The organism is Priestia sp. YIM B13490 (genome assembly GCF_042787735.1).
Lineage (GTDB): Bacteria > Bacillota > Bacilli > Bacillales > Bacillaceae_H > Priestia > Priestia megaterium.
In genome coordinates, this window is record NZ_JBHZOT010000003.1 from 611,712 (window position 1) to 631,654 (window position 19,943).

Consider the following 19,943-nt stretch of genomic DNA (forward strand, 5'->3'; position numbering starts at 1 on the left):
AATTCATTTCTTATAATAAGGGAAGGCTACCAAAATCCCTTCTTAGTGTAGTTTTTTTATAAAGCCTAATATCTATTTCATAGGCCTGTATCAGTTGCCATCTCCTTTTTTATTCATAGTTTGTATGAAGGAGTGATAGCAATGCAAAACCGTAATAATCAAAATATTAAGGTCATTGATGTTTCTCATCACAACGGAACAATTGATTGGGCAAAAGTGGCGTCGGATGGTGTAAAAGGCGCGTATATTAAATTAACAGAAGGTACAACCTTCTTAGATAAAAAATCATATGATAATTATATAGGTGCAAAAAATGCAGGTCTACGTGTAGGCTTTTATCACTTTGCTCATGCTGATAATGATCCCATTGCAGAAGTTAATTTCTTTTTAAATAAATTAGGCAGCATGAAGGTTGATTTGCCTCATTGCTTAGATTTGGAAGAGAATAAAGGGAAAACAAAGGCGCAGGTCACAGCCTTTGCAGTCAGATGGATGGAGTATATTGAAAGGAAAACAAGCATTACGCCTATTCTTTACACGGGGTATAGTTTTATTAAATCCAATTTTACAAGCGCCGTGGCAAGATATCCGCTATGGATAGCTCGTTACAGTGGAAGTAACCGTTCTAAGGGATTCGTTAACCCAGGTGATACGGCGATTTGGGATAGATGGTCTATGTTTCAATATACAGATCAAGGAAAAGTAAACGGGATTAAAGGCAATGTTGATATCAATGAAATGGATCTGGATTTCTTTAATAGTATTAATACAGGCGTGACGGTGGTGGAAAATAATAAGCCATCAGCACAATTGCAGCAAGGTGATAGCGGACTAGCTGTAAAAGAACTGCAGCAAAACTTAATTAGATTAGGATTTGAACTTTCCCAGCAAGGAACCGATGGTCAATATGGCAGCGAAACTGTTGCAGCTGTTAAAGCTCTTCAAGAAAAGTATGGATTAACGTCAACTGGAAAAGCTGATGAGACAACATTAGCTAAAATGATGGAATTGCTTAAGGGTGTAAGTAATCCTGTCGAAGAATCATTACCAAAGGTTACTTCACTCGGAGATAAATATTCTTTTCAAGTAAAAGCGAAGAAGGATATTGGAGTCTACAAATATGCGAATGTAACAGAGAATTTTAGAACTATAAAAAAAGGCACAGTATTTAGCGTATATGGGTATACCAATGCAGCATGGGCTATTCCAGGCGGATTTGTGCAAATGAAAGACGTAGAACCTATCCCAATTACAATTAAAACAGGCGGATTAAGTAAAGACATGGAAACAGAGTTTCGTGCTTTCTTAAAAAATGAAGGAATCGACAGTGAATTACACGTACATGCAATAGGTAATCCGTCCGCTGAACTTACCGCAGCTGGGCTGGATTTTGTAAAAGTTAAACAGTTTTTAGATAAAAAAGGCTGGTACTACAAGCAATAAACTCCCGCTCCGAAGAGCGGGGGTTTATTTTGGTATTTTGTAAAAAAAGAATAGCAGAGATGAATTAAGTAATTAAAATATGTTCTAAATAACAAAGTAGGTGGTAACAAAAAAGTTTCTATGTATAGTTCACCTCTAACAGTCATATTTTTAGTCAACGGCTCATGGAGGGTGAATGAATATGAAAAATACGCAGATTCGAATTGAAACACTATCCTATCACTATGAAAGTATTATGGTGAATGATGAAGTAGAGCGTGCGATAAAAAGTATCGAAGTGACGTATCGAGCATATAAACATAACCACGTTTTAAACGGACATGTAGTACTTTCAGGAGAAGAGATTTACGATCTTCAGCAGCTGACTCACGCAGTGGCTGGAAAAATAAAAGCAGAATTAGAAACTACATAAAAAAGCGCCTTTCTTTAAATCTTAAACCAAGATTAAAGAAAGGTGCTTTTTTATTAATTATTAATTAAACTGCAAAAAGAAGAAATTAAAGTATGTTCTAAATAAAATATATAGGTAAAAAACATAGCCTCTAAGAGAATTACTTAAATCGTACACATTATCTTTGTATTGTGAACTTTGTCTCTTTTACCACTACTTTTCTTTTACTATGTGTAAGCAACACGCCGCATAACGTAATGATGCTTCCAACAATGGAAGCTGCACTCGGGATATCTTTTAAAAGCAGCCACGCTAAGAAAAAGGACAGCGCAGGAGTTAAGTAAAGAGAAATGGCAGCCTCAGCAGAACCTATACGCGATGTCAGATAAGCGAGTACCATATAGGGAATAACGGTTGGAAATAATCCTAAATATGTCACGCTTATTGCTGATCTGACAGAGATATGTGCAAGTTCTGTTTCTAACCCAGGTAAAAAAACAAGCATAGAAATTGTAGCCCCCCAAATACTGTACGTCACAAAAGAAAGAAAACCATACTTTTTTAATAAATTTTTTTGACATACTATATAGATGCTTTCTGCAAGGGCAGCTAGCAGAATCAGTAAGATTCCATTAACTGAGTGTACAAAATTCTCTTTGCTCAAGGTTAAAAGTGCAATACCCGCAAAGCTTACTGCAGATCCAATCCATTTTCTTTTTCCGAACTCCTCCTGAAAAAGAAAAATAGCTAAAAGTGAAGAAAAAATAGGAGTAGTCGAGACCAGTAAACTCGCAATACCCGCACTCACCGTTTTTTCTCCAATGTTTAATGCCGTGTGATATACGGTAAAACCTAAAAAACCGAGTGCTAAAAGAAGTGGAATATCTTTTATATCAGGTAAGCGCATGCGTGTGGCTATTGCAATAACTAACAGCACTACAGAAGCAATACTTAACCGAACAAAAGCGAGGTGCTGAGGAGAAAACGATTCCAGCCCTATTTGAATAACTGGAAATGCTGAAGCCCATAAGCTAATCATCAGTATATGTAAGAACACCAGACTAAACGTTAATTTCATGCCTATTCATCTCCACTTTTCATTTTGAATCCAACCAGTATCTATTGTGGTTCCCATGTTAATAAACATTTGATAAAATGTCTTCAACCAGTTTAAAAGCAATTAACCCAACCACTTTAAAAACAGGAGTAAATGTATGAATCAAGAGAACAGTTCGAGTTATCCAAAATACAAGCAAATCATTGATTTTATGAAAGAGAAAATTGCGCGTGGAGAATGGCCGATTGGAAGTAAAATTCCTAGTCAGCGAAAGCTTGCTGCTATGTTCGATGTTAACCGAAGTACGGTCATCACGGCATTAGAGGAATTAACAGCGGACGGTTTAATTGAAGGGAAGATGGGAAAGGGAACAATCGTTATAAATAATACATGGACACTTTTGGCTACGACTCCGCCCGATTGGAATGTTCATGTGAAATCAGGTATGCATCGTCCGAGTCAAGCAATGGTACAAGATATTAATGAATCCGAATTTAACTCAAACCTTATTCAATTAAGCAAAGGAGAGCTTTCACCTGACATATTCCCTAAAGATAAAATGAAATACGCTATGGAAAAAGTAGCAAAAAACATGGAGGTTCTGGGATACGAAGAGCCAAAGGGGTATTTTCCTTTACGAAAAGAGTTAAGTACGTATATGAAAACAATTAAAATAGAATCTTCTCCAGATTCTATTTTAATTGTTTCCGGCGCTCTTCAAGCTCTTCAGCTTATTTCAATTGGACTGCTGCAAAAGAACTCTTCGGTTTTGCTAGAAAAACCTTCTTATCTATACTCCTTACATGTATTTCAATCAGCCGGAATGAAACTCAAAGGTCTCTCTATGGATGAGGAAGGAATAAAAGTAACAGCTATAAAACGCGCTGACCCTCAAGAAGGGCAAGCTATTTTATATACAAATCCATGTTTCCATAACCCAACGGGAACATTAATGTCCTCAAAAAGGCGTTACGATTTGCTGAAAGAATGTGAGGAACATCAGCTTCCTATTATTGAAGATGATTTATACCGCGAATTATGGCTAAATAAACAGCCTCCGTTGCCATTAAAAGCTTTAGATAAAAATGGACACGTGTTATACGTTAGCAGTCTTTCTAAAACATTAAGCCCGGGATTACGTATCGGATGGATAGTCGGCCCAGAACCAGTCATTGAGCGTTTGGCGGATATTAAAATGCAAACGGATTATGGATCCAGCTCATTGTCTCAAAGAGTGGCAGCAGAATGGTTTAAAAATGGCTTATATCAACAGCATATGGAAACGGTACGAACCGAATTGCGAACAAGAAGAAAAGTTATGCTGAATGCTTTAGAAACATATGCAGGAGATGTAGCGACATGGACGAATCCTGAAGGAGGCTTTTTTATATGGGTGCATATTCAACCTTCTATTTCAATGAAATCTTTATACTCTCGTGCTTTAAAAACAGGAATATTGCTTAATTCCGGAAGTATCTATGCACAAGAAACCGGCAGTTATCTTCGGCTTTCTTACGCCTATGCTTCTTTACCAGATATCGATAGAAGCATTAAAATTATTGCTGAACTTATTCGGGAATTGCAAGTATAATAAAAAAAGGAGTAGTGGATTACCCACTATTCCTTTTTATTTGTATCAAACTCTTCTTCCTATAAAAAACTCCAAGTAACAATTGACTATATATTACCGTCTATAAATACATGTTATCTTTTATGGCAAAAATAAGTTAAGAAGACTTTTAATTTGCTTTCTGTATTTCTTACATATAAATCGTGAATGGTTTTAACTACGTAATCATTATCAAACATTTTCAACACCTCAATTATTGTTAAGTTTCCTGTTTGTTATAGTTTATGAAATAATCAGAAGCATATCATCCGCCATCAGCTGTAACTTTGCCGTTCATCTTTTACAACTAAAGGCTGAAATTTACGCTCATTATTGAACGCACGAATAACAGGATATGCAAAAAAATGAAAAGTGTGCACGTTTTGTTTTAAAAAAGCTATATCTTTAAAAAAAGAAAATTGTCACACACATTTATGAATATGTATCTACTAAGCAAGAAGACTTTTTTAGTTGGTGGGATTGAAGGTGAAAAAGATGGATGAATTATTTAAAGATCTTGATGTGTACAGGACGCAAGAAGAAATGAAGCAGTATTTTGAACATACGCAGAAAATGATTCATCAAAACAGAGAATATATAAAATTGGCTCGACTTAAAAAAGGGCGTTTCAAAAAGTTTTTTGAAGAGTTTTATCCGCTTTATTGCTTCAGCCAATCTTCCTATTGTCCGAGGAATTCAAAATTGAAGCTTATTATTGGAAGTCAAGGATACGACGGATTAATTCTTCAGCCGGATGGTACTGAAAAACGAATTGAAATTACTTCTTACAAAGATGGGAAACTGGAATTTGAAGATGCACAGAGGGTGAATTCAGGAAATTTTGCTCTACCCCGTATCCAGACGGAAGGTTCTGTAGAAGAGTATATAGAAAAAGTGCTAGAAAACATCCAAAAAAAGAGCAAAAAAGATTACAGTGGAGCATCCATTCTATTTGTTGTACACACGTTTCATTATTTTGAAGCCTACGGAAAAAGTTCAGCTGCCTTTATTCGTGCCTTAAAAAAAGAAATGAAGAATACTGATTTTCGAGCGGATAAAATTTATTTATTGGAATTAAATCAGCCAGAAAGTGAAAGTGTTAAGCAAAATATTCATTTCATTAAATAAGAAGACACGCTGCAGATGTTGAGGCGTGCCTTCTTTTCTGATAACAGAACTCTCCTAATACAGGTGGATAATTTTGAAAATTACAACAATTAAGTGCTATAATTCAAGTGTGAATATGCATTCAGAGGAGGAAAACCAATGGATTTAGCTTATAGAGATAAAGCTTACGAATATGCCGAAAGATTCGAATCTAGCTATGACGATTATGATGAACGCTATAAGGTGCACAATAATCCGACGGTGTGGCGATTTATGCCGCTGTCTGATTTTCAAGATTTACTGGAAACCAATGCGCTTTTTTTCGCAAAACCTGATGCATTTTCGGACCCTCTTGAAGGATGCTCTTCAATGTGGAACATAGAAGAGTTAAGAAAAAAAGGCGAACGTCATAACCGTACCTCTAGAACCTATATAAGAAAAATCCATGAATTTTCTGCTGTTTCATCCTGGCATATCAATGATTACGAAGCCGCTGGAATGTGGGATCTATATTTAAAGGGGAATGATGGCGTAGCTATTAAAACCACCTATGAAAATTTATTGTGCAGTATTAAAGATTTACGCTATAAAATCTTCTCTGGCAAAGTGCAGTACATAGACTTCCAAAAAGAAATGGTTAGTCACTCTGTATATGACACGTTATTTTACAAGCGCAAATCCTATCAGCATGAAAATGAATTGAGGCTTGTTATTGTAGCAAGTCGTATACACGCTTGGAAGCTGCAAAAGCTGTTCGAAATTCAAGGTATTTCCGCAAATCAATGGCAACAACGAATGGATATCCTTGAAAAAAGATCGTATGAGTTTTCTCATGAGCATGGTAACCTCCTTACATGTAATTTACATCAGCTTATCAATGAAATTTACGTATCACCAAGAAGCGCTCAAAGCTGTGTAGATGAAGTAAAAGCCCTTGCTAAAAAACACGGACTCGCTTATAAAAAGGTCACTCAGTCCGACTTGTATAAGGACTATATTTATTAAATGTTTATGTTATTTGAAAACAGGTAAATCAGTAGTAAAAGATGTTTTCAAGGAGGAATACTATCATGCCTTACAATTCATTAAAAGAACTGCCGGATGGAGTAAGAGATAATCTTCCTCATCATGCTCAGGAAATTTATAAAGAAGCATTCAATTCAGCAAGTGATGAATACAAAGAAGAAGCTACCGCTCACAAAGTCGCTTGGAACGCGGTGAAAACGAAGTACAAAAAAGATGATAATGACAACTGGGTGAAAAAATAGAGACAAAAGAGCCTAACCATAATGGATTTATTATTTTTTGAAAAAATCTCCCAATTAGGTTTCAATTATTTTTTCGAGGGTATACACTCTATGTAAGGCCAATACAAGAAAGGAGAGACTGTACACATGCATTGTTTTACAGCGACTTCAAGAAACGTATTGAGCACCTTAGAAGGAAGATTTGTTTTGATTACAAAAGGCACATTGGTAAACAATCGTTATACTAAGTGCTAGGCTGTCTAATTCAGACAGAATACTCGACTATTCAAACATGACATTCAGTATAAAAAAGAAGATGCGTGCTAAGCGCATCTTCTTTTTTGTTAACTCTATTTTCCCTCCCTTTTTGTACTTCGTCTCATTTTTACGCATAAAGTAATAAAAAGGAGGGGGTTATGCTGTTTGATTATGAACAGGAGTTAACGATTCACCGAAAAGATGCTACTCAAAAGACTGCAGCGACTAATGCTGATACTTATAAAAACATAGACTGGGAACAAGTGAAATTAGAACAAAATCTTGCGGATTACCAAGCTCTTGTACGCGTACCTTTTCCTCTGATTTTCAAAAAAAATCAGCTGTATCCTGTATGGGATTTAAGAAAGTACGCTTTTTTATTTGAACAATCTACACCTGCTACTGTCCACCCTAAACTGTGGGAACAAGGAAAATTAAATGTACAAGCCGGCTTATATCAAGTAACTGAAAATATCTTTCAAGTAAGAGGCTTTGATATGGCTAATATTACATTTGTTAAAGGGAAAACGGGATGGATTGTTATTGATTGCTTGACGTCAAGAGAAACAGCAGAAGAAGCACTTAAACTAGTAAACCAGCACTGCGGGAAGCGTCCTGTTAGAGCCGTTATCTTCTCACATTCACATATAGACCATTACGGTGGAGTTTTAGGAGTATTACCTGACTCAACACAAAATAAAGCTAGTAAAGTTTATGCTCCTGCTGGGTTTATGGATGCGGTTATTGATGAAAACGTCACGGCGGCAACAGCAATGACACGAAGAAGTCAATATATGTACGGTATTCAACTGCGACGCGATGAAAAAGGCCTAATTGACAACGGTATCGGAAAAGAAATTTCATTTGGAACAATCACGCTTATTAAAGGAATAGAAGAAATTCGTCCTTCCGAACATCATTCTTATGTAAGTAAGAAAATTGAAGGCGTCTCATTTCAATTTCAGCTTACGCCAGGAACGGAAGCGCCTGCTGAAATGAACATCTATATTCCTAGTGAAAAGTCTCTGTGTATTGCCGAAAACTGTACGGCCACTCAGCACAACCTCTATACGCTCAGAGGAGCAAAAGTAAGAGACGCAGCAGCATGGGCAAGATACTTGCAGCAAGCAATCGATTTATTTGGCCAAGAACTAACAACTGTATTTGGGGTACATAATTGGCCAAGGTTCGGAAACGAGTCGTGCATCACATATATCGAAAATCAACGAGATGTTTATCAATATATTCATGATCAAACATTAAGGCTCATGAATCAAGGATATACCATTGATCACGTCGGCCGAATGATGAAGCTCCCAGAAATCCTATCTCACGAGTGGTATACCAACGGTTTTTATGGAACGGTTAGCCACAACGCAAAAGCGGTTTATCAGCGCTATATGGGCTGGTATAACAGCAATCCTGTCGATTTAAATAAACTGTTTCCTGAAGAGTCAGCTAAGAAGTATGTAGAGTATATGGGGGGAGCGGACAACATTGTCAAAAAAGCGCAGCGTTGTTTTCAACAAGGCGACTATCAATGGGTAGCTGAAGTGACCAAACAAGTTATTTACGCTGATCCTCACCATGTAAAGGCAAAACTTTTATGTGCAGACGCGCTTGAACAATTAGGGTATATAGCGGAATCTGGCCCTTGGCGAAATGAATATTTAACAGGAGCCAAAGAACTTCGTTTAGGTAATATACCGCTGCCTGCCAACATTATCACAAAAGAAGTATGGGATACACTTCCTTTAAAAAATATTTTAGAACTATTTAGCATTCGCGTAGATGGATTAAAGGCAGGTGCATGTAACTATCGTCTATTGTTTGTCATACCAGATCGTAATGAAGTAGCTCTCACAGAATTTAAGCATGGAATCTTTAGGTATCTCGGAGATACGCGAAAGAAAGCTGAGGTGACGGTAACGATGTGGCAAGATACCTTATATCGACTCACAACTACAAATGATCACTCTTATAGCTCGGTCATATTTGTTCAAGGAGATAAATCAAAATGGGATTTCTTTTTGTCTTGTCAGGATTCTATCGATCCAAACTTTAACATTGTGACACCTGTTTCTAAAAAATAGAGCATCTGATTACAGCTCAGAAAGCACATCGTTGACTTTTTGTTCAAAGCAGCTGTCGCATGTGAATATTTCTTTTTCTTGAAAAGATGTTAGCCTTTCTCCGCAGATGGAACAGCATTCTATACAGTAATTGTTTCGCTCTTGTTCTTTTCTTTCATGTAACATAGCACTTTCCTCCTTTGCAGTATAAATAGTTTGTCTTATTTCTTTAAGTATATACTAATATCAGCCTATGCAGGGAATATAAGGCTTGCTAATAGAGATTATTTATAATATAAAAGCGTTGTTAAGCAACAGAAATTGGCACAGGAATTGCATGTTAAATCGTTGAGGAAATTCAATGATTAATATGGGGTGAACAGAATGTCCATTACAAAAACAGCTAGTGAATTAAAAAGAGAACAGCAGCAAGAACAGGAATCACTTAATTTATTTTTATCTACTCAAACAGTTATTCAAGAAGCGCTTCAAAAGCTAGGCTATGGTGAAGAAGTATACCATTTATTGAAAGAACCGCTGCGCATGATGACGGTTCGCATTCCGGTTAAAATGGATAACGGATCGGTAAAAGTATTCACCGGCTACCGCTCTCAACATAATGATGCTGTCGGGCCTACTAAAGGAGGAGTACGTTTTCATCCTGAAGTAAATGAAGAGGAAGTGAAGGCATTATCCATTTGGATGAGCTTAAAATGCGGCATTGTCGACCTTCCGTACGGTGGCGGTAAAGGCGGAATTGTATGTGACCCAAGAAACATGTCTTTTGGTGAACTAGAACGACTCAGCCGCGGCTATGTAAGAGCCATCAGTCAAATAGTTGGGCCTACTAAAGATATTCCTGCACCGGATGTCTATACAAACTCTCAAATTATGGCGTGGATGATGGATGAATATAGCCGACTGCGTGAGTTCGATTCTCCTGGTTTTATTACCGGAAAACCTATCGTACTCGGAGGATCTCAAGGACGCGAAACTGCAACGGCTAAAGGAGTAACCATTTGTATAGAAGAAGCTGTTAAAAAGAAAAACCTTAACTTGCAAGAAGCGCGAATTATTATTCAAGGATTCGGAAATGCCGGCAGTTTTCTCGCTAAGTTCATGCATGATGCAGGAGCAAAAGTAATTGGCATTTCAGACGCATACGGAGCTCTTTATGATCCGCTTGGTCTCGATATTGATTACCTGCTTGATCGACGCGACAGTTTTGGTACCGTAACAAATTTATTTACCAATGTGATGACAAACGAAGAACTATTAGAAAAAGAATGTGATATTTTAGTACCTGCAGCCATTTCGAATCAAATTACGGTTCGCAACGCTCATCGCATTAAAGCTTCTATTGTAGTAGAAGCAGCGAACGGACCGACTACGCTTGAAGCTACGCGCATTTTAGATGAAAAAGGCGTACTTTTAGTGCCAGATATTTTAGCGAGTGCTGGAGGCGTAACGGTTTCATACTTCGAGTGGGTGCAAAATAATCAAGGCTACTACTGGTCTGAAGAGGAAGTAGCTTACAAATTACGCAAGGTAATGGTAGATTCATTTGAAACGGTCTATCAAATCTCTCAAGAAAATGACGTAGATATGAGGCTTGCTGCTTATATGGCAGGAATCAAAAAATCAGCTGAAGCTTCTCGTTTCCGCGGCTGGGTATAAGATAAAAAAAACGATTTGGACTCTATATTCCAAATCGTTTTTTTATTTGACAAAACTGCCAAATAATTAAAAGAAAACCCGCTAAAAAAACAAACACGCTTAAAAAATTGGCATATTTATTTATCGTTACCTAAGTAATAATCAAAACATTTGACAGTGAGAATGATTTTCAATTATTCTATATTCAAGACAAATACATACTTATAATAGATTGAATGTAGAAAAGGAGATAGAAAGCATGAACGTATTAGATATTATTAAAGCTAGAAGAACGATTGGGGCCATGCAAGACAAAGACGTATCAGAAGATGCTATTAACCTTATGTTAGAAGCCGGCACTTGGGCTCCTAACCATAAAAAGACAGAGCCTTGGAAGTTCCGCGTGTTTACAGGGGATTCACGCGTTCGTTTAGGAGACGAAATGGAACGTATTATGAAACAAAAAACTGCTCACTTAAGTGAAGAAGAAGCGTTGAAAAAAACAACAAAAGCAAAAAAAGGACCGCTTCGCGCTCCTGTCATTATTGCTGTAGCAGTAAGTCCTTCTGGTAAAGTGCCTGAAATTGAGGAAATCTCTGCCGTAGCGGCAAGCATACAAAATATGCTATTAGTAGCGGAAGAACAAGGTTTAGCTACAATTTGGAGAACCGGTGAAATTGTCTATCAGACAGAACTGAATGACTTTTTATCTCTAGAAGGAGACGATAAGCTCTTAGGCTTAATTTACGTCGGACATCCTAATAAAGAAGCTTCATCAAAACGTATTCCATATCAAGATAAAACGATTTGGTATCGTTAAAAGGTTATTCCCATGTTTCTATAAATAAAAGGCAGCAGCTCATAAGTTGAGCTGCTGCCTTTTTTATTGTTTTTGAGAGTGGCGTTAAGCTGCGCTTTTATAAGCTTACCTGCAGCAGTTTTTTTAGTATCTTATGGAGAACTTCTCTGGTTTCCGTAACTACTAGTCAAAGCAACATAGGAATTGTCTGGGTTCAGTCTTCTTTTCGAAGACCAAAATAATAGGTACATGCCAAACCGAAGATAATGGGCGGCAAAAGAAAGACAATCATTTAACGGTCACCTTCCTTTCCGATGATTGAACGTCTACCTTCTGCATTGGGGTAGCAGTGTTGACAAAGAAGATGCCTTTTAACTTTAAATATTCCATCAATACTAATAGCAAGCTCATTGCAAGCAGCGGAACACACACCACCTTAGCAGGAATATTGAAACAATAGTTAAGGACGGTGATGTTGGCAATAATGGGGAGAAAAATAATGTTCCCTAGTGTTGCGGTACGCGGAATCACCAATAGCAATGCAGCTAATAATTCGCCAGCGGCAATAAAATAGTTGTAGAAATCGGAATACCCAAAGAAATACCACGCCAGTTTCATCGCAGAATCTTTTGTTGAATCGAACACAAAATCGCCTGTTATAAATTGTCCTGGGTAGATTTTGGCCATTCCATAAATAAGAAACGTAATGGCCATGGTCCACCTTAGGGTCGCAAGAATACTTAAACGAAATTTCTCTTTTGTTGATAAACGCATTGTTTTCCTCCATTTGTATGCTTAGTCCAAAAATCGCATTTTAGTTTCAGGGGTTGGCAACATGCATGACGTTTGTTTTCCAAACCACTTATACCGATTACGTGCAATGAAACGATAGAGTGGGTTTCGAATGAATGCGGGAATAACTCGGAAACACGTCATCAGTTGAATGGGCCCCCGAAGCCGGCGGACAATATGTAGGATGGCCGTAGACTCTGTGTAAAGATTCCCGTTCATAAGAAGAATGGCCGATTGAAGTGGTGGATGCTCATAGTTATGCTGACTCAGCAAGGTTCCCACAGTATCGGATTGAAGCGATGCAAAACGAAACAGATCACGTGAATCCCGCTTGATGACCAATTGAACCCATTGATTACAGAGATTGCAAACACCATCAAATAGAATAATAGGATGGTGTGATGGGTTTTTAGGCATGACTTCTCCCTCTTTCCTTTTTTATGAATATTTACTAAAATAAGTATAATAGTTTACATATCGGACCACAAGACATAAGGTTAAATATGGGTATATTTCACTTGAATGTAGCGCATCATCTAATAAGCTTCTACTTTTTGCGTTTCTTGTAAATAATTAAAACTTTTTTACCTATTTTCTTCAAAATGTAAAACTATTCCTGTTTTGAAACGTACTAGATATAGTAGAAATTCACAAAAGGAGATGCGATATAAGAGTTAACTATCTTCGTTACTACAGAAAAAAACTGACTTCGAGGTGAAAAATTTAACTAAAGTTTATAAAGGAGAGGGCTATGAAGTTACTGCACTAAATGATATTTTAGCTTCTAGATTCTATATAAGTAAAAGGGCTATCGAGATTGAAAGGAAGAGAGTGAAATAAAAATTAAAAAAACAAAGTTATTAAACATATTAGGACTTTTATTAATAATGAGCGCTACGCTTTATCCAGCTGGCTACATAAAATCACTTTATACTTTTAGAGCGCTATATGGTGTAGGTATGACTTTAATTTTAACTGTAGGAATTGTATCTAGAAAAAGGCGTTAATTGTTTTAGGGAGTTTAAAGTACTTAAATTTACTTTTTTATAGGAAAGAGGGAAGAAATGGACGTTCAAAAGGTAGCAAACTTATTTTTGATTTTTGTCTTAATTGCAGCAGGCATTTCCTTGGTAATTGGCTTTGTTGTTACTGTGAGAAGTACAAACTATAAGAAGGGATACATAAGTACTTTTATATCCAGTGTTTTCTTTTTAATACTTATTGTGAGCTGGTATGATAAAGCATCTTCAAACATTTTTATGGGGACAATACCTTGGATTTTAAATGTTATTGCCGTCATTATTGTGTTACCACTGTACGTGTTAGTTGCTCGCTTTATATTTAAAAAGGTTACAAAAGGACAAAAAGGAACAAAAGAAAAGATTATTGGTTAAATTACTTTCTTTCATCGTTTTTTCTAATCTTCACGATTTTAAATAAATGAAGATACACAAAATCTTTTTTTATCAATATCCTGTTAGAGAAAGTGATTGATATCATTTTCTGTAAAGGAGAGAACGTCTATGATTAAAGTTAACCAACAAATTGTGAAAATAAGTGATCTAAATAATAGTTCGTTAACGAAAGAAAAAGCAGACATTTTAAAACAGATGGATGCCTATAGGGAAGTGTATGAGTATGCTACATTTGACCAGCTTGATTTTGATGTATCTGTTAAACTACAAATTATTGAATCGTCTGTGTTGCTACGCAAAAGCGGCGCCAAGTTTGCTACATTTGCACGTTCTAGGTGTAACGAAAAATATTGGAAACGAACCGATAACGGAGGGTTTCAGCTACTGCCTACCGTTTCTCCTCATCAGGCCATCGATGATATTTTTTACAACGGACACGAATATGCGTTTGAGTGCGCGACGGCTGTTATCATCATCTTTTACAAAGCTGTATTAAATAATATTGGAAAAGTAAACTTTAACAGGCTTTTTGCTGATCTTTACTTACACGATTGGCAATATGATGAAGATCTTGAGCTTCATGGTTATAAAGGATCTGACTACTTGCCCGGAGACTGTGCGTATTTTAAAAATCCTGATTATAATCCTGATACTCCCCAGTGGAAAGGTGAAAACACAATTGTATTAGATGAAACTCTATACTTTGGTCATGGAATTGGAATTACAACGCGGGAAAGAATTATTGAAGTGTTAAATTTAAAGAGAAAAGACGACGCAAAGCAATCAGCTTACCTGTCAGATGAAATTGTCAGGCTTCACACCGCTCACCTCAGTTATTTTGCAGTTAGATACGAACCCGTTGTTTGGTACGACAGAAACAGCGCTATTATTTCCACTATTGGGTCGATTACTTACGTAGCTTGATTGATCAAAGTTTTGATACTTTGGTCTTTTTTTGTAAAAAGGAAAGAATTACATGAAGGTAAATTTAAGAATTCAAAAGGATTTTATGTATAAAAGAAGAATCCATTTAATACACAGGTCTTAAAACTAAAAGGAAAGGAGGAGATTACCATTAAAAATCGTGATAAAAGACGCAAGAGAAAACGCGGCGCATTAAAAGATTATCTAAAAAATAAGCTAGGTCAGCTAAAACCGAAGCCAAATAAAGGACCTGTCTCAAATTTGAAGTCTTCTGCTTAAAACATCCCCCTAGTTTTTATATAGGGGGATGTTTCTTTTGAATTTTCTTTTATTTTAAGGTTTAAATGTTATGAGTGGCATTTAAGGGATAATTTGTGCACAATAGACATTGAATAGTTTATCTAATACGACAACGTAAGGAGAGATTAGACGATGGAAAACATGATTTTAAAACATATGGACGTTGTAAGAGGAATTACGATCAGTATCCTCGAAAAAACAGCAGAAGAGGCAGCGGACATCACACCAAAAGGATTCAATAACAATATCCGCTGGAATCTTGGGCACATTGCCTTTATTCAAGAAAAGCTTGTGTTTGGCTTAGCTGGTGAACCGATGCAAACGCCAGAGAGTTATGAAAACTTTTTCGGCGCAGGAACAAAACCTGCAGATTGGACGGAGGCTGCTCCTTCTCTTGAAGAAATTGCGAATGTGTTGAAAGATCAAGCACATCGTATTAAAGAGCTCATGCCCCAGCAGTTTGATAAGCAGTTAATCACACCTTTTACAAACAAAGCCGGCATCAACTTTACAACAGTTGGCGAAACGTTTTTATTCAGCTTCTATCACGAAGCGATGCATGTAGAAACGATTAAGCAAATCGGGAAAGCTGCAGCTGCACAATAAGAAAATAAAAAAGAATAAATCACATATTCTTTATAACTATTTTACATAGCGCCTATGCATATACTGATCTATGCAGCGCATAAGATGTAACATGAGCTGCTTTTCCTAATGCAGTTCGCAAGGAGGTGACAACGTGAAATTTCTTTCAGGTTTAACGACTCTTCTTGTGATTTTAGGCGGTTTAAATTGGTTAGCTGTAGCATTAGGCGTGAATGTAGTAGAAGAGCTATTTGGCTCTTGGGATTGGTTAGTAACAACGATTTATTGGTTAGTTGGCCTGTCTGCTCTTTATCAAATTTTTGATAAGTTCTTCGGAACGGGAGCGAGTGTCAAAAGCAAAGCGCTATAATAAATATTATTTTTTATAATCTCTTTAGGGAGTTTGAATGTATATTCAAACTCCCTTTTTCATGGATAAAAGACGTGACAACTTTACAAAATACGGTAAAATAAGGTAATAACCAAAAAATAGGAGGAATGAGATGGAGCTTTGGGGTGTAGTACCTATCTTAGTGTTTGGAGTTCTTTATATAGGAATCATTGCTGGTATTATAGCTGTTATTGTTATAGTGTTAAAGCGAATGCAGGAGAGAAATCAATATTTACGTGAAATACGGGATGAACTGAGAAATCAAAACAGAGCAACTATAGCAGAAAATAAAGAATAGAAGAGGGTTTAATAGATGAAGAAAAGTGTACTTTCTATATTTTTTATCGTAAATCTTTTTTTTATTTACTGTTTATTATTTAATCAAGGATACATCTTTCAGCTAAAGAATCTACCTTACATATGGGCTATTTATTTACTTCTTGGCACCTGTTTAGCTTTTTATTATATGCTGCGATATAAACAAAAAAAGACGGACAGGTGTTGCTTTCAATCGGCATTTTAACTACAAGCATTAGTTCACTTGGCTGTTTAGTTTTCTTTTACTTCTTTTATCACGCGATGGGCGGATAAAGAGCACCAAAAGCAGGGACTTCAGTGAAAGTCTCTGCTTTTTATATTTGGATCTATTGTATAATAGAAAAAAAAGAAATGAATGCAGGAGGGGAACTATGCGAATTGTTTCGCTTTGTCCAAGCAATACAGAACTAATAGCGTATTTAAAATGTGAGCATTTGCTCGTAGCAATTGATAATTATTCCGATTGGCCGCAGTCTATTCAAGGTCTGCCGCGTTTAGGTCCCGATTTATCTATTAATATGGATGCGGTGGAAGAAGCTAAACCCGATTTAGTCCTAGCATCACTAAGCGTTCCTGGAATGGAGCGAAATATTGAAGAACTTAAAAAACGAAAGCTTCCTTATGTCGTATATAATCCTAATTCGCTAGAAGATATCCGTCAAAATCTACAGGATTTAGGTCAGCGATTAAACATTGAAACAAAAGCAGCTGAACTGTTAAAACGTTATGATCAGTTTCTTTCTACATATAAAGGGATTGCAAATCAAATTGATGAAAAAGCCACTGTATACTGGGAATGGTGGCCAAAACCTGTCTTTACTCCTGGCAAAGCAAACTGGCTGACTGAAATTAGTGAGTTAGCGGGAGGAGATAATATATTTGCTGATCATAAAGAAGCAAATGTACAGAGTAATTGGGAAGAAGTGTTTAAACGAAATCCACAACATATTTGTCTGGCTTGGGTAGGCGTGCAGACAAACAAAGTAAATCCGACTATTTTACATAAAAGACCCGATTGGTCCGATATGTGTGCCATTAAAGAACATCGCGTACATGTACTAGAAGAATGGCTGTATTGTCGTCCTTCACCTAGGTTGCTGTTAGGGTTAAAAAAACTCGCGGCGCTTCTTCATCCAGATACGTTTCCTGCATTTGACGGCAAGGACCCCTTATTATAAGAAAAAGGAGCGATACATATGAAAGATATAAAACAAATAAAACATACCATTCAACACCGCTATCCTTTTTTACTTGTTGATCGCATCTTAGAGCAAGAAGAAGGAAAGCTTGCGATAGGGATTAAACAAGTAACAGCAAATGAACCTTTTTTCCAAGGCCACTTCCCGGACTATATGGTAATGCCAGGGGTACTTATTGTCGAAGCTCTTGCCCAGCTCGGTGGATTTGCCATGGCTGCGGATGACCAACAAAAAGGAAGACTTGCCTTTTTAGCGGGAATAGACGAATGTCGTTTTAAGCGTCAAGTAAGGCCAGGAGATACCCTGCGTTTAGAATTTGAGGTTCTCAAGCAGCGCGGAAAGATTGTAAGAGGAAAAGGAAAAGCATTTGTAGATAGCGAGTTGGCTTGTGAAGCGGTCATTACCTTTGCTCTTGATATATAATACAAACCAGGATAAAGCGTATTGAAGGAAAACGCCTTATGGCATAAGAGCGTTTTTTTGTAAATACCTTAGTCAAACTTCCTTTTGATGAAAGAAGAAACGGGGTATAGAAGAAAAAAGGGAGAGGGGAGAATGCGGTGAGAACATTAACGGAAGTTGTTGTATTACTCACACTATTGGGTACGTATATAGGCATCTCACTACTTGTCTACAAACGAAAAAGAACGAACCCGTTTTTCTACAGCATTTACTTTTATTTAGCTACCAGCGTCATTTTGATTTGCTTGGTTATCTTTTGGCTTCAGCTTCGTTTTGGACTCACTGATAAGCAAGTAGGAGGATTGCTTATCAGTGTGGTTGCATTCTTTTTACTTATTTATGGGTTGTTAAAAACAAAACAAAAAGACAGATAGCCGATGCTATCTGTTTTTATTTATATCCTTGTTATATATTTTTATCAATTGTAGTGTCAATTGAATGGATCTCTTCATATACTAAAGATAACAGCTTTCTTTTGCAGGTTAGTTGACATCGCAGCTTATAACTCGCTATTCTTTTGATAATTCATTTTGTGAAAGGAAGTGGACGTATGGATACATCCCGTATTATAGCTAAGTTAGAAAATCGGATACCGACAATTCTTGGAATGGAGCAGTTTTCTCGCTTCGGTATTCTTGTTCCGCTTATTGAAAAACAAGGGGAGCTGCATGTTTTATTTGAGGTAAGAGCGCTCGATTTACGAAGACAGCCCGGAGAAATTTGTTTTCCAGGAGGGCGTGTCGAGAAGACGGATGCAGACGAAAAAGAAACGGCTATCCGTGAAACATCCGAGGAGTTAGGGATTACGCCTGAATCTATTCAGCAAGTACAAGCTTTAGATTATATTGTTTCTCAATTTGGAACAATCATTTATCCTTATGTAGGTTTTATTGATGAGTCGCTTGAACTTCGACCGAATCCTTCGGAAGTAGCAGAAGTATTTACCGTGCCTCTTTCTTTTTTTCAGCGTACCGAACCTGATATACACAATATCCATTTCAGAGTAGAACCCGAACATAATTTTCCTTATGACGCGATTATTGGTGGTGAAAATTATAATTGGCAAACAAGAGAGATGGAAGAACATTTTTATTACTATGAAGACCGAGTCATATGGGGACTGACAGCAAAAGTGATTTATCATTTAATACATGTACTAAATGATAAATAAAAAGCAGCGAATACGGATTCGCTGCTTTTTTTATATTAAATAGATTGAATAGCCTCTGCGATAGGCGTATCGCCTGAAACTAAATCAAAAGAACGTCCGAATGTATGATCTTCACTTAGCGTTTCAACTACCACACGCGCTACATCTTCGCGGGGAATGGATCCGCGCTCTTTGTTCTCCCCAGCATCTACACGTCCTGTTCCTGGTTCGTTTAACAATCCGCCTGGTCGAACAATTGTATATGTTAATCCGCTTGCTTCTAAGATTTTATCTGCATAATGTTTGGCTACATAGTAAGGAATTAGTGAAGTATTCCAGTTTTCACGGTGATGTGCTTGAAGTGCGCTTACCATGACAAATCGTTTAATACCTAAATCTTCTGCAGCTTCCATCGATTTTACCGCACCGTCTAAATCAATTAAAAGTGTCTTATCATGGCCTGTATTTCCGCCTGATCCTGCGCTAAAGATAACGGCGTCACAGCCTTTCATCACTTCCTTAATTTCGTGTACAGTGCCTTCTAAGCTTGCAAAAGCCGTTTCGATACCTCTTGCCTCAAGTTCTTTTGCTTGTTCTTCTTTACGAACCATCGCACGTACAGTGTGCACATCACTTTCATTCAAAATGTTTACAATATGTTGGCCTACTTGACCATTCGCACCAATTACAAGAACTTTCATGTCTAAATTTGCTCCTTTCAAATCCAAATGCTTATATATTATTGTTTCATATTCACCGTTTTCATTC

23 protein-coding genes are annotated in these 19,943 nt (G+C 37.0%); 18 read left to right on the forward strand and 5 right to left on the reverse strand.

Going from position 1 to position 19,943, the window contains the following annotated elements; all coding sequences use genetic code 11:
• The first annotated feature begins 141 nt into the window (after positions 1-141).
• A complete protein-coding gene (locus ACFX4R_RS13020) occupies positions 142-1,443 on the forward strand; it encodes a GH25 family lysozyme (RefSeq protein ID WP_057243558.1) in 1,302 nt (433 codons plus the stop codon).
• A gap of 181 nt (positions 1,444-1,624) precedes the next feature.
• Positions 1,625-1,855: a hypothetical protein gene (locus ACFX4R_RS13025; RefSeq protein ID WP_016764194.1), complete on the forward strand. Its 231-nt coding sequence runs from the start codon at positions 1,625-1,627 to the stop codon at positions 1,853-1,855.
• Positions 1,856-2,012: 157 nt separating this feature from the next.
• Here ACFX4R_RS13025 and ACFX4R_RS13030 read toward each other — a convergent pair whose 3' ends face one another.
• Positions 2,013-2,912 (reverse strand): DMT family transporter, encoded by a 900-nt coding sequence (locus tag ACFX4R_RS13030; RefSeq protein ID WP_162214281.1) that lies wholly within the window; start codon positions 2,910-2,912, stop codon positions 2,013-2,015.
• 136 nt (positions 2,913-3,048) lie between these two features.
• Between ACFX4R_RS13030 and pdxR the strand changes: the two genes are divergently transcribed.
• The 5 genes from pdxR (at position 3,049) to ACFX4R_RS13055 (ending at position 9,205) form a co-directional block, all read left to right on the forward strand.
• Positions 3,049-4,482, forward strand: coding sequence for a MocR-like pyridoxine biosynthesis transcription factor PdxR (gene pdxR, locus ACFX4R_RS13035; protein WP_162214282.1), 1,434 nt, complete (start codon positions 3,049-3,051; stop codon positions 4,480-4,482).
• Between the two features lie 513 nt (positions 4,483-4,995).
• Positions 4,996-5,628: a hypothetical protein gene (locus ACFX4R_RS13040; RefSeq protein WP_043982549.1), complete on the forward strand. Its 633-nt coding sequence runs from the start codon at positions 4,996-4,998 to the stop codon at positions 5,626-5,628.
• A gap of 138 nt (positions 5,629-5,766) precedes the next feature.
• Positions 5,767-6,612 carry a DUF2971 domain-containing protein gene (locus ACFX4R_RS13045; RefSeq protein ID WP_377569737.1) on the forward strand — a complete coding sequence of 282 codons (846 nt, stop codon included), beginning with the start codon at positions 5,767-5,769 and terminating at the stop codon, positions 6,610-6,612.
• A gap of 65 nt (positions 6,613-6,677) precedes the next feature.
• A complete protein-coding gene (locus ACFX4R_RS13050; protein ID WP_013083246.1) occupies positions 6,678-6,875 on the forward strand; it encodes a ChaB family protein in 198 nt (65 codons plus the stop codon).
• A gap of 395 nt (positions 6,876-7,270) precedes the next feature.
• The gene (locus ACFX4R_RS13055) at positions 7,271-9,205 is read left to right on the forward strand and encodes an alkyl/aryl-sulfatase (protein ID WP_165575112.1); all 1,935 of its coding nucleotides are present in this window, start codon (positions 7,271-7,273) and stop codon (positions 9,203-9,205) included.
• A 9-nt stretch (positions 9,206-9,214) separates the two neighbouring features.
• Here the strand turns inward: ACFX4R_RS13055 and ACFX4R_RS13060 are convergent, their stop codons facing one another.
• A complete protein-coding gene (locus ACFX4R_RS13060; protein ID WP_165575111.1) occupies positions 9,215-9,370 on the reverse strand; it encodes a hypothetical protein in 156 nt (51 codons plus the stop codon).
• 198 nt (positions 9,371-9,568) lie between these two features.
• Between ACFX4R_RS13060 and ACFX4R_RS13065 the strand changes: the two genes are divergently transcribed.
• Positions 9,569-10,861, forward strand: coding sequence for a Glu/Leu/Phe/Val family dehydrogenase (locus ACFX4R_RS13065; RefSeq protein ID WP_097823367.1), 1,293 nt, complete (start codon positions 9,569-9,571; stop codon positions 10,859-10,861).
• Positions 10,862-11,099: 238 nt separating this feature from the next.
• Positions 11,100-11,660, forward strand: a complete 561-nt coding sequence (locus tag ACFX4R_RS13070) for a nitroreductase family protein (RefSeq protein ID WP_043982556.1) — start codon at positions 11,100-11,102, stop codon at positions 11,658-11,660.
• 267 nt (positions 11,661-11,927) lie between these two features.
• Here ACFX4R_RS13070 and ACFX4R_RS13075 read toward each other — a convergent pair whose 3' ends face one another.
• Together ACFX4R_RS13075 and ACFX4R_RS13080 are read right to left on the reverse strand one after the other, a co-directional pair.
• Positions 11,928-12,413 (reverse strand): hypothetical protein, encoded by a 486-nt coding sequence (locus tag ACFX4R_RS13075; protein WP_165575110.1) that lies wholly within the window; start codon positions 12,411-12,413, stop codon positions 11,928-11,930.
• A gap of 21 nt (positions 12,414-12,434) precedes the next feature.
• Complete coding sequence (locus ACFX4R_RS13080; protein WP_377569740.1) at positions 12,435-12,848, reverse strand: thiol-disulfide oxidoreductase DCC family protein; 414 nt, start codon at positions 12,846-12,848, stop codon at positions 12,435-12,437.
• Between the two features lie 647 nt (positions 12,849-13,495).
• On the opposite strand from ACFX4R_RS13080, the gene ACFX4R_RS13085 reads away from it, so the two are divergent.
• From ACFX4R_RS13085 to ACFX4R_RS13125, 9 genes are all read left to right on the forward strand, one after another.
• Complete coding sequence (locus ACFX4R_RS13085; protein ID WP_377569742.1) at positions 13,496-13,825, forward strand: hypothetical protein; 330 nt, start codon at positions 13,496-13,498, stop codon at positions 13,823-13,825.
• 129 nt (positions 13,826-13,954) lie between these two features.
• Positions 13,955-14,770 (forward strand): protein-glutamine gamma-glutamyltransferase, encoded by an 816-nt coding sequence (locus ACFX4R_RS13090; protein ID WP_165575108.1) that lies wholly within the window; start codon positions 13,955-13,957, stop codon positions 14,768-14,770.
• A 432-nt stretch (positions 14,771-15,202) separates the two neighbouring features.
• Positions 15,203-15,676 carry a DinB family protein gene (locus tag ACFX4R_RS13095; RefSeq protein ID WP_043982566.1) on the forward strand — a complete coding sequence of 158 codons (474 nt, stop codon included), beginning with the start codon at positions 15,203-15,205 and terminating at the stop codon, positions 15,674-15,676.
• Between the two features lie 133 nt (positions 15,677-15,809).
• Positions 15,810-16,025: a DUF378 domain-containing protein gene (locus ACFX4R_RS13100; RefSeq protein WP_013057146.1), complete on the forward strand. Its 216-nt coding sequence runs from the start codon at positions 15,810-15,812 to the stop codon at positions 16,023-16,025.
• A gap of 133 nt (positions 16,026-16,158) precedes the next feature.
• Positions 16,159-16,344, forward strand: coding sequence for a hypothetical protein (locus ACFX4R_RS13105; RefSeq protein WP_043982567.1), 186 nt, complete (start codon positions 16,159-16,161; stop codon positions 16,342-16,344).
• A 391-nt stretch (positions 16,345-16,735) separates the two neighbouring features.
• Positions 16,736-17,542: a cobalamin-binding protein gene (locus ACFX4R_RS13110; RefSeq protein ID WP_237074930.1), complete on the forward strand. Its 807-nt coding sequence runs from the start codon at positions 16,736-16,738 to the stop codon at positions 17,540-17,542.
• Between the two features lie 18 nt (positions 17,543-17,560).
• Positions 17,561-17,986 (forward strand): 3-hydroxyacyl-ACP dehydratase FabZ, encoded by a 426-nt coding sequence (gene fabZ / locus ACFX4R_RS13115; protein WP_028408452.1) that lies wholly within the window; start codon positions 17,561-17,563, stop codon positions 17,984-17,986.
• Between the two features lie 137 nt (positions 17,987-18,123).
• A complete protein-coding gene (locus tag ACFX4R_RS13120; protein ID WP_016764214.1) occupies positions 18,124-18,399 on the forward strand; it encodes a hypothetical protein in 276 nt (91 codons plus the stop codon).
• 176 nt (positions 18,400-18,575) lie between these two features.
• Positions 18,576-19,196, forward strand: a complete 621-nt coding sequence (locus ACFX4R_RS13125; RefSeq protein WP_043982570.1) for an NUDIX hydrolase — start codon at positions 18,576-18,578, stop codon at positions 19,194-19,196.
• A 35-nt stretch (positions 19,197-19,231) separates the two neighbouring features.
• Here the strand turns inward: ACFX4R_RS13125 and ACFX4R_RS13130 are convergent, their stop codons facing one another.
• A complete protein-coding gene (locus ACFX4R_RS13130; RefSeq protein ID WP_043982571.1) occupies positions 19,232-19,876 on the reverse strand; it encodes an SDR family oxidoreductase in 645 nt (214 codons plus the stop codon).
• Between the last annotated feature and the right edge of the window lie 67 nt (positions 19,877-19,943).

Coding starts and splice junctions, on each gene's coding strand:
- ACFX4R_RS13020 (WP_057243558.1), top strand. CDS start 142: ATGCAAAACCGTAATAATCAAAATATTAAGGTCATTGATGTTTCTCAT.
- ACFX4R_RS13025 (WP_016764194.1), top strand. CDS start 1,625: ATGAAAAATACGCAGATTCGAATTGAAACACTATCCTATCACTATGAA.
- ACFX4R_RS13030 (WP_162214281.1), bottom strand. CDS start 2,912: ATGAAATTAACGTTTAGTCTGGTGTTCTTACATATACTGATGATTAGC.
- pdxR (WP_162214282.1), top strand. CDS start 3,049: ATGAATCAAGAGAACAGTTCGAGTTATCCAAAATACAAGCAAATCATT.
- ACFX4R_RS13040 (WP_043982549.1), top strand. CDS start 4,996: ATGGATGAATTATTTAAAGATCTTGATGTGTACAGGACGCAAGAAGAA.
- ACFX4R_RS13045 (WP_377569737.1), top strand. CDS start 5,767: ATGGATTTAGCTTATAGAGATAAAGCTTACGAATATGCCGAAAGATTC.
- ACFX4R_RS13050 (WP_013083246.1), top strand. CDS start 6,678: ATGCCTTACAATTCATTAAAAGAACTGCCGGATGGAGTAAGAGATAAT.
- ACFX4R_RS13055 (WP_165575112.1), top strand. CDS start 7,271: ATGCTGTTTGATTATGAACAGGAGTTAACGATTCACCGAAAAGATGCT.
- ACFX4R_RS13060 (WP_165575111.1), bottom strand. CDS start 9,370: ATGTTACATGAAAGAAAAGAACAAGAGCGAAACAATTACTGTATAGAA.
- ACFX4R_RS13065 (WP_097823367.1), top strand. CDS start 9,569: ATGTCCATTACAAAAACAGCTAGTGAATTAAAAAGAGAACAGCAGCAA.
- ACFX4R_RS13070 (WP_043982556.1), top strand. CDS start 11,100: ATGAACGTATTAGATATTATTAAAGCTAGAAGAACGATTGGGGCCATG.
- ACFX4R_RS13075 (WP_165575110.1), bottom strand. CDS start 12,413: ATGCGTTTATCAACAAAAGAGAAATTTCGTTTAAGTATTCTTGCGACC.
- ACFX4R_RS13080 (WP_377569740.1), bottom strand. CDS start 12,848: ATGCCTAAAAACCCATCACACCATCCTATTATTCTATTTGATGGTGTT.
- ACFX4R_RS13085 (WP_377569742.1), top strand. CDS start 13,496: ATGGACGTTCAAAAGGTAGCAAACTTATTTTTGATTTTTGTCTTAATT.
- ACFX4R_RS13090 (WP_165575108.1), top strand. CDS start 13,955: ATGATTAAAGTTAACCAACAAATTGTGAAAATAAGTGATCTAAATAAT.
- ACFX4R_RS13095 (WP_043982566.1), top strand. CDS start 15,203: ATGGAAAACATGATTTTAAAACATATGGACGTTGTAAGAGGAATTACG.
- ACFX4R_RS13105 (WP_043982567.1), top strand. CDS start 16,159: ATGGAGCTTTGGGGTGTAGTACCTATCTTAGTGTTTGGAGTTCTTTAT.
- ACFX4R_RS13110 (WP_237074930.1), top strand. CDS start 16,736: ATGCGAATTGTTTCGCTTTGTCCAAGCAATACAGAACTAATAGCGTAT.
- fabZ (WP_028408452.1), top strand. CDS start 17,561: ATGAAAGATATAAAACAAATAAAACATACCATTCAACACCGCTATCCT.
- ACFX4R_RS13125 (WP_043982570.1), top strand. CDS start 18,576: ATGGATACATCCCGTATTATAGCTAAGTTAGAAAATCGGATACCGACA.
- ACFX4R_RS13130 (WP_043982571.1), bottom strand. CDS start 19,876: ATGAAAGTTCTTGTAATTGGTGCGAATGGTCAAGTAGGCCAACATATT.